At 63.0% G+C, this 14,384-nt stretch carries 15 protein-coding genes; 5 read left to right on the forward strand and 10 right to left on the reverse strand.

The features are described from left to right. Positions 1-56 precede the first annotated feature (56 nt). The 5 genes from GC125_RS06670 to blh are packed head-to-tail and all read right to left on the reverse strand — an operon-like array spanning position 57 to position 4,303. Positions 57-1,763 carry a SulP family inorganic anion transporter gene (locus tag GC125_RS06670; RefSeq protein ID WP_151984804.1) on the reverse strand — a complete coding sequence of 569 codons (1,707 nt, stop codon included), beginning with the start codon at positions 1,761-1,763 and terminating at the stop codon, positions 57-59. Positions 1,764-1,795: 32 nt separating this feature from the next. Further along, positions 1,796-2,224 (reverse strand): YeeE/YedE family protein, encoded by a 429-nt coding sequence (locus GC125_RS06675; protein ID WP_151984806.1) that lies wholly within the window; start codon positions 2,222-2,224, stop codon positions 1,796-1,798. A gap of 5 nt (positions 2,225-2,229) precedes the next feature. Continuing rightward, positions 2,230-2,658 (reverse strand): YeeE/YedE family protein, encoded by a 429-nt coding sequence (locus GC125_RS06680; RefSeq protein WP_151984808.1) that lies wholly within the window; start codon positions 2,656-2,658, stop codon positions 2,230-2,232. 20 nt (positions 2,659-2,678) lie between these two features. Continuing rightward, positions 2,679-2,996, reverse strand: coding sequence for an ArsR/SmtB family transcription factor (locus GC125_RS06685; RefSeq protein WP_286165393.1), 318 nt, complete (start codon positions 2,994-2,996; stop codon positions 2,679-2,681). Further along, positions 2,993-4,303, reverse strand: a complete 1,311-nt coding sequence (gene blh, locus GC125_RS06690; protein ID WP_151984810.1) for a bifunctional sulfur transferase/dioxygenase Blh — start codon at positions 4,301-4,303, stop codon at positions 2,993-2,995. The genes GC125_RS06685 and blh overlap by 4 nt, the downstream gene beginning before the upstream one ends. Positions 4,304-4,412: 109 nt before the next feature. Between blh and GC125_RS06695 the strand changes: the two genes are divergently transcribed. Further along, complete coding sequence (locus GC125_RS06695) at positions 4,413-5,000, forward strand: GNAT family N-acetyltransferase (protein ID WP_151984812.1); 588 nt, start codon at positions 4,413-4,415, stop codon at positions 4,998-5,000. A gap of 4 nt (positions 5,001-5,004) precedes the next feature. On the opposite strand, the gene GC125_RS06700 is transcribed toward GC125_RS06695, so the two are convergent. From GC125_RS06700 to GC125_RS06720, 5 genes are all read right to left on the reverse strand, one after another. Next, positions 5,005-5,703 carry an ABC transporter ATP-binding protein gene (locus GC125_RS06700; protein ID WP_151987640.1) on the reverse strand — a complete coding sequence of 233 codons (699 nt, stop codon included), beginning with the start codon at positions 5,701-5,703 and terminating at the stop codon, positions 5,005-5,007. Continuing rightward, entirely contained in the window at positions 5,696-6,439 is a 744-nt protein-coding gene (locus GC125_RS06705) for an ABC transporter ATP-binding protein (RefSeq protein WP_151984815.1), read from the reverse strand. Before GC125_RS06705 ends, GC125_RS06700 begins: the two co-directional genes overlap by 8 nt. Next, positions 6,432-7,436 carry a branched-chain amino acid ABC transporter permease gene (locus GC125_RS06710; protein ID WP_151984817.1) on the reverse strand — a complete coding sequence of 335 codons (1,005 nt, stop codon included), beginning with the start codon at positions 7,434-7,436 and terminating at the stop codon, positions 6,432-6,434. The genes GC125_RS06705 and GC125_RS06710 overlap by 8 nt, the downstream gene beginning before the upstream one ends. A gap of 11 nt (positions 7,437-7,447) precedes the next feature. After that, positions 7,448-8,308 (reverse strand): branched-chain amino acid ABC transporter permease, encoded by an 861-nt coding sequence (locus GC125_RS06715; RefSeq protein ID WP_151984819.1) that lies wholly within the window; start codon positions 8,306-8,308, stop codon positions 7,448-7,450. Positions 8,309-8,418: 110 nt separating this feature from the next. Then, the gene (locus GC125_RS06720; protein WP_151984821.1) at positions 8,419-9,582 is read right to left on the reverse strand and encodes an ABC transporter substrate-binding protein; all 1,164 of its coding nucleotides are present in this window, start codon (positions 9,580-9,582) and stop codon (positions 8,419-8,421) included. Between the two features lie 345 nt (positions 9,583-9,927). Here GC125_RS06720 and GC125_RS06725 point away from each other — a divergent pair, with 345 nt between their 5' ends. The 4 genes from GC125_RS06725 to GC125_RS06740 are packed head-to-tail and all read left to right on the forward strand — an operon-like array spanning position 9,928 to position 14,369. Then, positions 9,928-11,484, forward strand: a complete 1,557-nt coding sequence (locus GC125_RS06725) for a benzoate-CoA ligase family protein (RefSeq protein WP_199864481.1) — start codon at positions 9,928-9,930, stop codon at positions 11,482-11,484. After that, positions 11,481-12,305, forward strand: a complete 825-nt coding sequence (locus GC125_RS06730) for an alpha/beta fold hydrolase (RefSeq protein WP_199864482.1) — start codon at positions 11,481-11,483, stop codon at positions 12,303-12,305. The genes GC125_RS06725 and GC125_RS06730 overlap by 4 nt, the downstream gene beginning before the upstream one ends. After that, positions 12,302-13,867 carry a 3,4-dehydroadipyl-CoA semialdehyde dehydrogenase gene (locus GC125_RS06735; protein ID WP_151984823.1) on the forward strand — a complete coding sequence of 522 codons (1,566 nt, stop codon included), beginning with the start codon at positions 12,302-12,304 and terminating at the stop codon, positions 13,865-13,867. The genes GC125_RS06730 and GC125_RS06735 overlap by 4 nt, the downstream gene beginning before the upstream one ends. Further along, positions 13,851-14,369, forward strand: coding sequence for a DUF309 domain-containing protein (locus GC125_RS06740; RefSeq protein WP_199864483.1), 519 nt, complete (start codon positions 13,851-13,853; stop codon positions 14,367-14,369). Before GC125_RS06735 ends, GC125_RS06740 begins: the two co-directional genes overlap by 17 nt. The last annotated feature ends 15 nt before the right edge of the window (positions 14,370-14,384 follow it).

Here is a 14,384-nt window from a genome sequence, read left to right on the forward strand (position 1 = left end):
ATTGGCCGCTCAACCCGTCTATAGCGGTTCGGCGCGCTCGATGACGACCGCTTTTCTCAATCGGTCGCGCGCATGGCTTCAAATTGGGAGAGATGGACGCCGCCGGATAGATGCGCGAGAAATTGCGTGGTTCGCAAGCGGTCCATGACGGGGCCTTTCACCTCGCTCAGATGGAGGCGAATGCCGGAATCCTTCAGCCGCTGATTGATCTCCTCAAGGCTTTCGAGAGCGCTTGAGTCGATGGCGTTTACGGCGGAGCACATCAGGATGACGTCGCGCAATGCCGGCCGTTCGGTGACCAGTTCGGCAATGCGATCCTCGAGAAAGCGGCTGTTGGCGAAATAAAGGCTCTCGTCGACCCGGAGCGTCAGCACATGGGGCACGGTCTGCACCCGATGGCGGTCGACATTGCGGAAATGCTCCGTGCCTTCGACATTGCCGACGATGGCGATGTGGGGGCGGCTCGTGCGGTGCAGATGCAGGACGAGCGAGAGGACGACGCCGAGCACGACACCCGGCTCGACACCGAGCAGCAGCGTACCGAGGATCGTGGCGGCCATTGCCGCGAAGTCGGTCCTCGAATAGGCCCAGAGCCGCCACAGCGCGCCGAGATCGACAAGCGACAGGACGGCGACGATGATGGTGGCGGCAAGCGTCGCCCGGGGCAGGTCGGCGAGGAATGGCGTCAGGAACAGGGTTGCCAAAGCGATACCGACAGCGGTGAAGAGACCTGCGACGGGCGTCTGCGCCCCGGCATCGAAATTGACGACGGAACGGGCAAAGCCGCCGGTGACCGGATAGCCTGCCGAAAGTCCCGACGCGATGTTGGCAGCGCCGAGCCCGATGAGTTCCTGATCCGGCACGATGCGCTGGCGGCGCTTGGCGGCGAGCGTTTGCGCGACCGAAACCGATTCGACGAAGCCGATCAGGCTGATCAGGAGCGCCGGGACAAAGAGTGCCTGAACGACACCGAGATCGATTGCGGGCAGGCCTGGGACCGGCAGACCTTGCGGGATTTCGCCGACAAGGGCGACGCCGCGCGAACCGAGATCGAGAAGCTTCACGGCGATGACGGTGACAACAATAGCGAAAACAGGACCCGCTTTTGCAAGCATGTCGGCCGGGCGCGAAGCGAGACCCAGGCGCATCAGCATGGCTTTAAGGCGCAGGCGGATGGCGTACAGGAAACCAAGCGTGAGCACGCCCAGAACAAGCGTCGGGACATTGATTGCGTGCGCGTTGCCAAACAGCGCAGCGCCGATTTCCGGCAATGTGTCCCCGCGCACGGGAACGCCGAGGATTTGGCCGAACTGGCCGATGGCAATCAGCAAGCCCGATGCGGTGATGAAGCCGGAGATCACCGGATGGCTCAGGAAATTGGCGAGAAAGCCGAGGCGCAGGATCCCCATCACGAGCAGGATCGCGCCGGAGAGAAGTGCAAGCACGATCGCAGCGGTCAGATAATCTGCCGTGCCTGAGGCCGCTACCTCGCCCACGGCCGACGCCGTCATGAGTGAAACGACGGCAACCGGGCCAACGGCAAGCGTTCGGCTTGTGCCGAAAACAGCATAGGCGACGAGCGGCAGGATCGATGCGTAAAGCCCGACCTCCGGTGGTAGGCCAGCGAGCATGGCGTAAGCCAGCGATTGCGGGATCAGCATGATGGTTACGATAACCGCCGCCAGCAGATCGTCCGCAAAGGTCACGCGACTATAGCTGCGGCCCCATGTCAGAATCGGGAGATAGCGGTGGAGCGCGGCCATGGACCAAGTGCCTTTCGTCAAAAATCAGCCGATCAGGCCCTGCGCGGTTGTGGCAGGGCGCCGATCATGCGTGCGCCCCACATACCGACCAGCATGGCTGGGACAAAGGCGAGCGTGCCTATCGCACCGAGGCTGAGCGCGGTCAGTGCCGGCCCTGGGCAGAAACCGCCAAGGCCCCAGCCTATGCCGAAGATCGCCGGCCCGACGAGGATGCGGCTGTCGATGTCTGTGCGCGTCGGCAAATGGAAGCGCTCGGCCAGAAGCGGCCTGTCGCGCTTCAGTACAAATCGGTAGCCGACGAAGGCGACGATGACGGCGCCGCCCATAACGAAAGCGAGCGACGGGTCCCAGGTGCCGAAGACGTCCAGAAAATTGAGGACTTTGGCAGGATCCGACATGCCGGAGATGACCAGTCCGACGCCGAAGAGCAAGCCGATAAGAAGATTGATGAGGATGGACATGGTGCTCAGGCTCCGAGGACGTGGCGCGTCACGAAGACCGTGACGAAGGCGGTGGCCATGAAAATGATCGTCGCCACGAAGGATCGGGCGGAAAGGCGCGAGAGGCCGCAGACGCCGTGGCCGGAAGTGCAGCCATTGCCGTAAACCGAGCCAAATCCGACGAGGAGGCCAGCCGCAACCATCAACGACACGTTGGATGAGATGGTCTGCTCCACAGGTACGCCCGTGACGAGACCATGGGCAAGAGGCGCGGCGACGAGGCCGACGACGAAGGCCATGCGACTTGCAAGGCCATTGTCCTCATAGGGCGGAAGCAGGCGGCCGGCGATGCCGCTGATGCCGGCGATGCGGCCTTCGAAGGCCATGAGCAGGACGGCCGACAGGCCAATGAGCGCGCCGCCGAACAGCGAAGCGATGGGCGTGAATTCAGTCATGATCCAAAATCCGTTCGTTGTCAGGGTTTCTGGCAGAACATGCGGTGCATCATGGTGATGAACTCGGCCACGCGGGCATCCGCCAGGCTGTAGAAGACCGATTTCGATTCCTTGCGGCCGGCGATGAGGCCGGCTTCGCGCAGCTCGGCCAGCTGCTGAGAGAGACCGGGCTGGCGAATGCCAAGCCCATCTTCCAGTTCGCGAACCGACCGCTCGCCCTCGACCAGCGCACAGACGATCATCAGCCGGTTGGGGTTCGAGAGCTTTTTCAGAAAGTCGGACGCCTCACCGACATTTTTCAGCATGTCCTCGACGGCGGCGGTCGTGAGTTCGTTCATGCGTCGGTGTCCCATGGTGCGCCGCCGAGGGCGTCGAGCGGCAGCTTCAGATAGCGCCGGCCGTTTGCTTCCGGCTCGGGCAGGCGCCCGCCATTGATGTTGACCTGCAGCGAATGCAGGATGAGCTTGGGCATGGGCAGGGTCTTGTCGCGTGCCTCTCGAATGGCGACGAACCCGGCCTCGGTCTTCGCCTTCGAGATGTGCGTGTTCTTCGCCTTCTGTTCTGCGACGGACGATTCCCAGAGCGGCTCGCGGCCATCCGGCTGATAATCGTGCCCGGTGAACACGCGCGTGTCGTCAGGCAGGGCGAGGATCGCCTGGATCGAGTTCCAAAGCCGCGAAGCGCTGCCGCCAGGAAAATCGGTTCGCGCCGTTCCGCTGTCGGGCATGAACAGGGTGTCATGCACGAAGGCGGCATCGCCGATCACATAGGTGATCGATGCGAGCGTGTGGCCGGGTGAGAACATGATCTTCCCGTCGATCCCGCCCAGCTTGAAGGTCTCGCCCTCGGCGAAGACCTTGTCCCATTGCGACCCGTCGGCCGGGAAGTCCGGCCAGTTATAGATGTCTTTCCAAAGCTTCTGCACCTGGACCACCTTGTCGCCGATGGCCGTCGGCGCGCCGGTCTTTTCCTTCAGATAGCGGGCGGCGGAAAAATGGTCGGCATGGGGGTGCGTGTCGAGGATCCATTGTACCTTCAGCCCGTGCTTTTTCACGTAGGCCAGGATCGTGTCGGCGTTTTCGGTGCCCGTCGAGCCGGATTTCTCATCGAAATCCAGCACCGGATCGATGATGGCGCAATTCTTTGTTGCCGGATCGGAAACGACATACTGGATGGACGAGGTGCGCTTGTCGAAGAAGCCGGCCACATCCGGACGCTGCGGCTTGGCCGCGCGCCTGGTGAGCCATGCCTTGATGCTGCCGAGGTCGGCGCCGTGTTCGGCTGCCAGCGCGTCGAGATCGTCGATCGTCATGCGGCCATCCAGCACTTCGCCCGCCGCCCAAAGCCCGAGCGAGCGGCCACCGAGCCTACAATGGGCGAGAACTGGACCCTCCGACCCTTCGAGCGCACCTTGGAATTGGCGTATGCGATCTTCCGTCAAGACGCCCGGCGTCATCGGGATGTAGACGAAGTCCATGTCGCGCGATTTTGCCGCCTGGCGTGCAGCTGCCAGCGCCGGCTGGTCGTCGGCCTCGCCCGACACGCGATTATTGATCACGCGGGTGACGCCTGCCTGCCGGGCGCGATCGAAGTCGGCCTCGCTGGGTTGGCCGGAGATCCAAAGCTTGTCGGTGATCTTTTTCATGTCGTCATCTTTTCAGTAGTGTCATAGGGCCGGATGTCGGTTTGATGATTACTACGTAGTTTCGATTGCAAAAAAACGCAATAGAAAATTTGCATGCGATGAGGTTGGGATGAGATTGGAGGTTCTCAAGGGATCGGCGATCAGTCCGCATGTGGGGGATCTCGCGCGGTTGAGACCGACCGTCTTTCGCGCCTTTCCGTATCTTTACGAGGGCTCGGATGCCTATGAGGAGCGCTATCTGGCATCTTATGCCCGGTCCGAAGACAGCGTCTTCGTGCTTGCGTTTGATAGCGACCGGGTCGTTGGTGCGTCGACCGGCATTCCCATGGCGGATGAGACGGACGAGGCGCAGGCTCCGTTCCTCGATGCCGGGTGGGACGTCGATCGCATCTTCTATTTCGGGGAATCGGTGCTCTTGCCCGACTATCGCGGGCAGGGAATCGGCGTACGGTTCTTCGAGGAACGGGAGGCCCATGCGGCGGGCCTCGGTCGGTTCGACTGGGCGGTTTTCTGCGGTGTCGTTCGCCCGCTGGATCATCCGGCACGGCCGGCCGACTACATATCGCTCGACGAGTTCTGGCGCCGACGGGGCTATGCGCCGTTAACGGACCTGCAGACGACGTTCAGCTGGCGCGACATTGGCGACGATGCGGAGACGGCCAAGCCCATGAGGTTCTGGGGCAAGCGGATCGGATAGACCCTCAAACCCCAAGCCATTTCTTCTGGACGGCCTTGTCGGCGATGATGTCGGAGGAAGAGCCCTTCCAGACGGTCTCGCCGCGGCCGATCACATGGACGTCGTCGGCAAGCTCCGTCGCAAAGCCGAAATTCTGTTCCACCAGCACCATGGTCATGCCGGCGGCCTTCAGTTCCGACAGCTTCTCATGGATCTGGCGCACGATGATCGGCGCAAGGCCCTCCGTCGGTTCGTCGAGCAGGAGCAGTCGCGGGTTCATCAGAAGGGCGCGCGCGATCGACAGCATCTGCTGTTCGCCGCCAGAGAGCTCGTTGCCGCCATTGGTCAGGCGCCGCGAAAGGTTCGGGAAGAAATCAAGCACCCGCTCCATGGTCCATTCGGCATTGGCCGGCGCCAGGCGCGTGGCGAGCTGCAGGTTCTCCTTGACCGTCAGCGACGGAAAGATGTCGCGCGTTTCCGGCACGTAGGCGATGCCGCGACGGGCAATGTCGAACGTGCGCTCGCCGGCTATATCCTTGCCCTCGATCCTGATCGAGCCGCGCGTTGCCGGCAGCAGGCCCATGATAGCCTTCATGGTCGTCGTCTTGCCGGCGCCATTGCGGCCGAGAATAGCGAGCACGCGCCCTGCGGCGGCGCGCAGGTTGAGGCCGTAGATGACCTGGGTTTCTCCGTAGCCGGTGTGGAGGTCGTCGATCTCAAGCATCGGCGCGCCCGCCCAGATAGATTTCATTGACGAGGCTGCTGCCTCGCGTCTCGTCGGGCGTGCCTTCGAAGACGAGTTCGCCGTAATTGAGCACGCTGACGCGATCCGCGACATCGAGCGCGAGATCCATGTCGTGTTCGATGATCACCACCGTCAGGTCGCGGGGCAGCGTCTTCAGCAGACGGTGAAAGCCGTGGATCATTTCGGGGCCGACGCCGGATGTCGGCTCGTCCATAAGAATGACGCTCGGATCGGTCGCCAGAGCAAGGCCGACTTCCAGCTGCCGCCGCGCGCCGTAGGAGACGGCATCGACCGGGTGGTCGAGGAGATCCGACAGCCCGACCTTGGCCGCCACGTCCTTGACCTTGGCCGAAATCTCGCCATCACTCAGCGTATCGCGCAGGAACCAGCCCGATGCCCCGGAAGCCGTGGCAACGGCGAGCGCCAGGTTTTCCTTGAGCGTCAGCTCGGTGAACAGGTTGTTCTTCTGGTAGGAGCGCGCAAGCCCGCGCTTGGCCCGCGCTTCCACTGTGTCGCCCGTGACGTCGCGGCCATTGAGGTGAATCGTGCCGGCGGACGGTTTCAGTTCGCCGACGAGGATGTTGAAAAGCGTGGTTTTGCCGGCGCCGTTCGGCCCGAGGATGACCCGGCGTTCGCCTTTTTCGACAAGGATCGTCACGTCATTGGTGACGTCGATTTGGCCGAAGGATTTCTTGAGGCCGCGTGCTTCAAGCATGGCTGGCATCCTTCTCGGCGTCGACTTCCAAGGCAGACGGCTTGGGCGTCACCTTTCTGCGGCGATCCAGCAGATGTTCGATCTGGCCGTAAGCGCCCCGGTTGCCGAGCACGACGACGAGGATGAGGACGAGGCCGACCACCATGTGCCAGTAGCGCGTGAACTCGCTGACCTCGTGCTGGAGAAAGACGAAGAGCACGGCGCCGACAGCGGCGCCAACCAGCGTGCCGAGCCCGCCGAGAATGACGATGACGAGCGCTTCGCCGGACATCATCCAGCTCATCATCTCCGGCGAAACGAACATGGTCTGTTGGGCAGCGATCGTTCCGGCAAGGCCTGCCATCGCACCGGAGATGCCGAAGGCGAACGCCTTGTAGCGCAGCACCGGCAGGCCGAGAGCGCGCATGCGCACCTCGTTGGAGCGGATGCCGACGAGCGTGCGGCCGAAGCCGGAGCGCATGATGAAGGCGGCGACAGCGTAGGACAGCGCCGCGAAGACGATGGCGAGAAGCGCGAATTGCAGGGAGTCGTTCGTATCGATGCCGATCATGGACAGATCGAGGCGGGCGACGCCCGACATCCCGTCGTCGCCGCCGAGCGCGCGGTTCTCGAAGGTGTAGACGTAGACCATCTGGCCGAAGGCAAGTGTGGTCATGATGAAGAAGATGCCGCTGGTGCGCGACGTGACAGCGCCGACGAAGAGGCCGAACAAACCGCTCGCCGCCATGGCGGCAATCAAAGCGATGAAGGGCGAAACGCCCATCATGCCGGTCAGAGCGGCAAAGACATAAGCACCGATGCCAAAGATGGCGCCGTGGCAGAGCGAGACCATGCCGCCATAGCCTGCGACCATGTCGAGGCTGATTGCGAGGATGACGAGATACGCCGCCTCGATGACCAGTTCGCGGCCGTAGAAGCCGGCGAAGACGGTGTAGATCGCCATGCCGATGAAGAGGAGGAGGATGGTGACGGTCTTGGTGGTCGTCTGGTGAAACATGATGCCGCCCCTTACGCCTTCGCCGGAAACAGGCCGGCCGGCCGGAAGATCAGCACCGCCGCCAGCAGGGCGTAGATTGCGACTGATGCCAGTTGCGGCGCAAGCACGGCGCCGAAGGTCTGGATGAAGCCGACGAGCAGCGAGCCGGCGATGGCGCCCTTGAGGCTGCCGAGGCCGCCGATAACGACGACGATCAAGACCGGGATGAGAAGCTGGGTGCCCATGCTGGGTGTCACCGACAGAACCGGCGCCGCGACCGCTCCCGCAAGTCCAGCCAGCGCGCAGCCGATGCAGAAGACGATGAAGAACAGGCGCTCCACATTGATGCCAAGGCAGGCGGCCATCTGGTCGTTGTCGACGCCGGCGCGGATCATCGCGCCGATCTGAGTGCGCGAGAGCAAGAGCCAGAGGCCCGCCATGACGGTGAGGCCGAGGCCGATGATGAAGAGACGGTAGGTCGGATAGGCCACTCCGAGCAGCTCCGATCGGCCCGTGAACAACTGCGGCTCAGGTATGGACAGTGCAAGGTCGCCCCAGATGATGCGCGTGATGTCGAGAAGCACGAAGATGAGGCCGAAGGTGACGAGCACCTGGTTCATCGGCCCGGCTTTTCGCATGCGCCTGATGAGGCCGACATAGAGCACGACGCCGGCAAGAGCGACCGCGATCGGCGCCAGCAGGAACGCGCCCCAATACATGCCGGTCAATGCGAACGCCGACACGCCGACATAGGCGCCAAGCGCGTAGAGCGCGCCATGGGCAAGATTGACGAAATGCATCAGCCCGAAGATGACGGTCAGCCCGATCGACAGGAGAAAGAGCAGCATCGACAGCTGGAGCCCGTTCAGGGCCTGCACGATCCAGAAATTCATGGCATCCGCTTCGGTCCGGTAGGGATAAGGGTGGCGGGAACCCTGAGGCTCCCGCCATGCACTCAAAGTGCGCATCGCGCAAAGCGATGCGTCAGGTGAGCGATCGCGTCTTAGAGTTCGCAGCCGTTCGGTTCGTCACGCACGGCTTCGACCGTGTCGAGCAGTTCCTGCGTCAGCTTGCCGTCTTCGCCTTCGACGATATCGTAGATGTAGACGTTCTGGACGATGTTGTTGGTGGCCGGATCGATTTCCAGCGGACCGCGGGGACCCGTATACTGCACTTCGCGCAGCGCATCCTTGATGGACTCACGATCCGTGGCGCCGGCATTGACGGCTTCGACGAGCGCGCGGCCGGCGTCATAACCCTGAACGGCGTATTCGGACGGCAAGCGGTTCGCCTTGGCCTGGAAGGCTTCGACGAAGGCCTGGTTTTCCGGCGTGTCGAGCGTCGGCAGGTAGTGCAGCGAGGTGACGACGCCCACTGCGGCCGGGCCTTCGGCGTCGAGATAAAGCTGCGACGTCAGGAAGCCGGAGCCGTAAAGCGGCGTCTCTTCCTTGATGCCAAAGGAATCGTACTGCTTCACGAAGTTGATCGCTTCGCCGCCAGCATAGAAGACGAAGATCGCATCCGGATCGGCCGCCTGCGCCGTCGTCAGATAGGGTCCGAAATCCTGCGTCTGGCCGAAGGGCGTGTAGTCCTGGCCGAGCACTTCGCCCCCGGCGGCCTCGAAGGCCGTCACGAAAGCGCCGATATGCTGGCGACCAGCCGCGTAGTCGGGGGCGAGCGTGTAGACGGTGCGCACGCCCTGGTCATAGAGCCACTGGCCCATGGGGCGGTTGACCTGCGCATTCGAGAAAGACACGCGGGTGATATAGGGGCTGCAATCGGCGCCGGTCGCTTCGTCGTTGCCGGCGTTGGAAACGATCAGCGGCGTCTGTGACTGGTCGACGAAATCGCGGATGGCGGCGAGGACGCCGGACGAGACGAGGCCCGTCAAGACGTCGACTTCGTCCTGCAGGACGAGCTTGCGTGTGGCCGCGACGCCGACCTGCGGCGAGGCTTCGGTGTCCTCGCGGATGATGTTGAAACGGTCCGTCATGCCGGCTTCTTCGAGCGCCAGCACGAAGCCGAGGTCGATCTCTTCGCCGAGCGAGGCGTAGACGCCGACATAGGGCAATATCATGCCGACATCGATGACGTCTTCCTGCGCCATCGCCGTCGTCGCGCTGAGCGCGAATGCGCCGGCCAATGCAGATTTCACTGTCAAATTCATCGTGTTCTCCTCCCGTTTTTTCCTCGACCGAACTTTCCCGTTCGCGAACCGGAAAGCAAGCGGTCGTCTCCTCGACCCAAACTCTAATCAAGCAGCGGGCGGCATTCAAGCAATATAATGCATAAGCATTGGAATTTCCGTGTGACCAACTCATCCGCATGAATTCAAACAATAATTCCGGAATGAACAAGTGCCATTTCGCCGAGCAGGCGTCAAAGTAATAGGCATTATCTTGCAACATAGCTTTTGCTGGGTCATAGTGCGGGCATCGGAGGCGGCGGGGGAGATCGTCGTTTCAGCCGCTTAAGCGGTGCCGATATGTCTGGAAAAATGGGAGGACTGGCGTTGCGTAGGGAGAACGCGAACGCTGCGGAATTCTTCGTGGATCGCCACGTGGAAACGCAAGCAGCCGACAAGAACGCATTCGTTGAAGGCGTCGATCCGGGCAGGTCCATGACCTATCGCCAGCTCGCCGAGCAGGCGGGGCGCATGGCGGCGCTTTTCGAACGTCATGGGCTCGCGCGGGAAGACCGCGCCGCCATGATCGTGCTCGATACGATAGAGTTTCCAGTAATCTTCTGGGGTAGTTTGAAGACGGGAATCGTGCCGGCGCCTTTGAACACGCTGCTCTCTGCCGATCTTTACGCGTTCATCCTGCGTGACAGCCGCGCCAAGGCGCTTTTTGTCTCCAAGGCGCTGCTGCCTGTGGTCGAGCCCGTGCTGAAGGACATGCCGTTTCTCAGGGCCGTCTTCGTGATCGGTGGGGACGGCAGCGAAGGCTACCTCGATTTTGCGGCAGAACTCGATGCCAGCGCATCGTCGCCGGCAACGCTGGATGCATGCAGCGACGAAACCGCCTTCTGGCTCTATTCTTCCGGCTCGACCGGTGCGCCGAAAGGGGTTCGACACGTCCATTCCAGCCTTCGCGCGACGTATGAGACCTACGGCGTCCAGGTGCTCGGGATCCAGCCCGACGATGTCGTCTTCTCGGCGGCGAAGCTGTTCTTCGCCTATGGCCTCGGCAACGGCATGACCTTTCCAATGGGAGCAGGGGCGACCGCCGTCCTTTATCCGGGTCGCCCGGTGCCTGCGGATCTCTTCGCTGTTACCGAGCGCGTGCAGCCGACGATCTTTTATGGTGTTCCGACGCTCTACGCCTCGATGGTGCAGGCGATGCGGGATGCACGTCCTGCAGGTTTCAAGCGCCTGCGCCAGTGCGTTTCCGCGGGCGAGGCGCTGCCCGAGGAAGTCGGAAAGCGCTGGCATGCGATCACCGGCGTCGACATTCTCGACGGTGTCGGGTCGACCGAGATGCTGCACATCTTTCTCTCCAATGCGCCCGGCGCCGTCGCCTACGGCACGTCCGGCTTTGCTGTGCCGGGCTACGAGCTCCGCCTCGTCGACGAGGCCGGAGCGGACGTGCCGGTCGGTGGTGTCGGCGAACTGCTCGTGAAGGGGCCATCGGCTGCCGACGGCTACTGGAACCAGCGGGAAAAATCACGCAGCACGTTCGAGGGCCATTGGACGCGGACAGGCGACAAATACGAACGGCGGGCCGACGGGCGCCTCGTTTACTGCGGCCGTACCGACGACATGTTCAAGGTTTCCGGCATCTGGGTGGCGCCGTTCGAGATCGAGCAGGCGCTGATCACGCACCCCGCCGTGCTCGAAGCCGCGGTCATTGCGCAGAAGGACGAGACCGGTCTCGACAAGCCGAAGGCTTTCGTCGTCGTGAAAGACAAGCCTGCACCCGCCGATCTCCATGAAGTGCTGAAGGAGCATGTGAAGGAGAAGGTCGGGAAATGGAAATATCCGCGCTGGATCGAGATCGTCGACGAACTTCCCAAGACGGCGACGGGCAAGATCCAGCGGTTCAAGCTGCGCCAGCAGGAGGTGGCATGACCATGCGCTGGGAGACGGGCAGAGACCTCCAGATCGAGGCAGGCGGCAAGACGCTGGAGGCGCGGTGCTTCGGACCGGCGCCAGGCGTCAGACCGACGATCGTCATGTTGCATGAGGGGCTCGGCTCGGTCAGCCTCTGGCGCGATTTTCCGGAGCGGCTTGCAGAACGGACAGGCTGCGGCGTCTTCGTCTATTCGCGCGCCGGCTACGGCAAGTCCGATTCTGCGGAGCTGCCGCGTCCGCTCGACTATATGACGTGCGAAGCGGTCGACGTGTTGCCGGGCGTTCTCGACGCCATCGGCTTTCAGGAAGGCGTGCTTCTCGGCCACAGCGATGGCGCCTCGATCGCCGCGATCTATGGCGGCAGCGTTCAGGACCACCGGGTTCGCGGTCTCATCCTGATCGCTCCGCATTTCTTCACCGAACCGGAAGGTCTCGATGCCATCGCCGCGGCCAAAGTCACCTACGAGACCGGTGATCTTCGTGAAAAGCTCGCGCGGCACCACACCCATGTGGATGTGGCGTTCAAAGGGTGGAACGACGCTTGGCTCGATCCCCGATTCAATGCCTGGAACATCGCCGAGGTGATCGACTATCTGCGCATCCCTGTGCTCGCGATCCAGGGTCGGGACGATCAGTACGGAACGCTCGCGCAAATCGAAGAGATCGAGAACCGCATCTATTCCCCGGTCGACGTCGAGATCCTAGCCGAATGCCGGCATGCGCCCTTCGTCGATCGGGCGGACAAGACGCTCGACGTCATCTCCGAGTTCGTCGCACGGCTCGACCGGATCGAGCACAGCCAAGTGGAAATCGCATGAAACTGGAAAGCTATGTCGGCGGCCAATGGCGCGCCGGTGACGGTCACGCACGGGCGTTCATCAATCCGACCACCGGCGATGCGCTCGGTGAGGTGGTCGATGGTGGCTTCGACGTTGCCGAGGCGCTGAGTTTTGCGCGCGAAAAGGGCACGCCCGCATTGTCATCCATGGGCTTTGCGGAGCGCGGCAATCTCCTGCGGGGCATCGCCGACGTGCTTGCGGCAAATCGCGACAAATATGGCGAGATCGCGCGGCTGAACTCGGGCAACACTGCGGGTGATGCGGCGATCGATATCGATGGCGGCATCGCGACGCTCAAGGTCTATGCGCGCTACGGCAAGACGCTGGGTGACGCGCATTGCCTGCTGGAACCGGGCCAGGATCAGCTGGCCAAGGAGCCGGGTTTCTTCGCGCGGCATTTCTGGACGACGCGGCCGGGCATCGCGCTGCAGATCAACGCGTTCAACTTCCCATCCTGGGGCCTGTGGGAGAAGGTATCGACTGCGTTGCTCTCTGGCGTCGCCAGCGTCGCCAAGCCTGCCTCGGCGACGGCGTGGCTTTCGCACGAAATGGTGCGCGACGTGATCGCCGCCGACATTTTGCCCGCCGGCGCGCTTTCGCTCGTCTGCGGCAGCGGGACCGGGCTTGCAGACCATCTCGGCCCGATGGACAGCCTCGCATTTACCGGCTCTGCCGATACGGGGCTGAAGCTGCGTTCGGGCAAAAGCCTGTTGGAAAGCGGTGCGCGGGTCACGATCGAGGCCGATAGCGTCAACGCGACGATCCTCGGGCCAGACGCAGCGCCGGGAACGGCCGTGTTCGATCTCGCGGTTCGGGAAGCGGTGAAAGCGCTGACCGTGAAAGCGGGGCAGCTTTGCACCAATATCCGGCGCATTCTCGTTCCGGCGCAGCATCGGGCGGCATTCGAGGAGGCCGTCGCGGCCAAGCTCGACCAGATCGTGGTCGGTGATCCGGCACTCGAGACTGTCCGGATGGGCCCGCTTGTCGATCTCAAGCAGCGCGATGCGGCGCTTCGCGGTATCGAGGCGCTGACATCCGAGGCGCGCGTCATTCGTGGCGGTGACATCGGGAAGGTGGAGGCCGCGGACGCGCAAAAGGGCGCCTTCCTGCAGCCGACGCTGCTGCGATGCGACGATCCCGGTGGTGCGCGGATCGTGCATGAGACGGAAGTGTTCGGGCCGTGTGCAACGGTCATGGCCTATGAGCATGCAGACGACGCGGTGCGGCTCGCGGCAAAGGGTGGCGGTTCGCTCGCCGTCAGTCTCTTTTCCGATGACGTTGCGGTCCAGTCGCGCATGGTTGCCGGGCTCGCTCCGTGGCACGGCCGGCTTCTGGTCGTCGACGAGATGGTCGGTAAGAACCACACGGGCCACTCGATCGTTATGCCGCAGTGCGTGCATGGCGGCCCGGGTCGTGCCGGAGGCGGCGAGGAGTTGGGCGGCCTTCGCGGGCTTCGCTTCCACATGCAGCGTTCCGCCATTCAGGGCTCGCCTGGTCTTTTCGAAGCGCTTCAAAGCGATGCGGTTGAAGCCAGTCTTTGAAACCGCGCGAGGGCAGGCGGCCCATCGGGCGGCGCATGAATGGCCGCTGCCACGGGAGCCCTATCTCCCGGGCCTGACGAAGCGGCCGGATGGTGACGACGACGTGCATCGGATTGCGGCGCTGGCGCCGAACCCGACCGATCCGCTGCTCTGGCGCGAGAATGTCGCCTATCTCGCAGGCTTCAGGCTCTACGGGGAGGGTTTTGGGTGGGAAGCGCATGAAGTCTGGGAGCCGGTCTGGATGCATGCCGTGCCCCACACCGCAGAACGCTACCTGCTGCAAGGGCTCATCCAGCTCGCCAATGCCCGGCTGAAATTCGCGATGAAGCGCGAGCGTGCAGGTGGCCGGCTGTTGGGGATCGCGGCCGGGCTGATTGAGCAGGCTAGTTTTGCGGGCGGGGAAGAGGAGGTCATGGGCGTCGATCTCCCGACGCTTCTGAGAGACACCCGTCTCGCCAGCGATATGCCGGGGCGAACACCTGAAATGCATTATAATGCATGAATTGACTTCACGATT

Origin of the sequence: Rhizobium sp. EC-SD404 (assembly GCF_902498825.1) — a bacterium.
Classification (GTDB): domain Bacteria; phylum Pseudomonadota; class Alphaproteobacteria; order Rhizobiales; family Rhizobiaceae; genus Georhizobium.

Coding starts and splice junctions, on each gene's coding strand:
- GC125_RS06670 (WP_151984804.1), bottom strand. CDS start 1,763: ATGGCCGCGCTCCACCGCTATCTCCCGATTCTGACATGGGGCCGCAGC.
- GC125_RS06675 (WP_151984806.1), bottom strand. CDS start 2,224: ATGTCCATCCTCATCAATCTTCTTATCGGCTTGCTCTTCGGCGTCGGA.
- GC125_RS06680 (WP_151984808.1), bottom strand. CDS start 2,658: ATGACTGAATTCACGCCCATCGCTTCGCTGTTCGGCGGCGCGCTCATT.
- GC125_RS06685 (WP_286165393.1), bottom strand. CDS start 2,996: ATGAACGAACTCACGACCGCCGCCGTCGAGGACATGCTGAAAAATGTC.
- blh (WP_151984810.1), bottom strand. CDS start 4,303: ATGAAAAAGATCACCGACAAGCTTTGGATCTCCGGCCAACCCAGCGAG.
- GC125_RS06695 (WP_151984812.1), top strand. CDS start 4,413: ATGAGATTGGAGGTTCTCAAGGGATCGGCGATCAGTCCGCATGTGGGG.
- GC125_RS06700 (WP_151987640.1), bottom strand. CDS start 5,703: ATGCTTGAGATCGACGACCTCCACACCGGCTACGGAGAAACCCAGGTC.
- GC125_RS06705 (WP_151984815.1), bottom strand. CDS start 6,439: ATGCTTGAAGCACGCGGCCTCAAGAAATCCTTCGGCCAAATCGACGTC.
- GC125_RS06710 (WP_151984817.1), bottom strand. CDS start 7,436: ATGTTTCACCAGACGACCACCAAGACCGTCACCATCCTCCTCCTCTTC.
- GC125_RS06715 (WP_151984819.1), bottom strand. CDS start 8,308: ATGAATTTCTGGATCGTGCAGGCCCTGAACGGGCTCCAGCTGTCGATG.
- GC125_RS06720 (WP_151984821.1), bottom strand. CDS start 9,582: ATGAATTTGACAGTGAAATCTGCATTGGCCGGCGCATTCGCGCTCAGC.
- GC125_RS06730 (WP_199864482.1), top strand. CDS start 11,481: ATGACCATGCGCTGGGAGACGGGCAGAGACCTCCAGATCGAGGCAGGC.
- GC125_RS06735 (WP_151984823.1), top strand. CDS start 12,302: ATGAAACTGGAAAGCTATGTCGGCGGCCAATGGCGCGCCGGTGACGGT.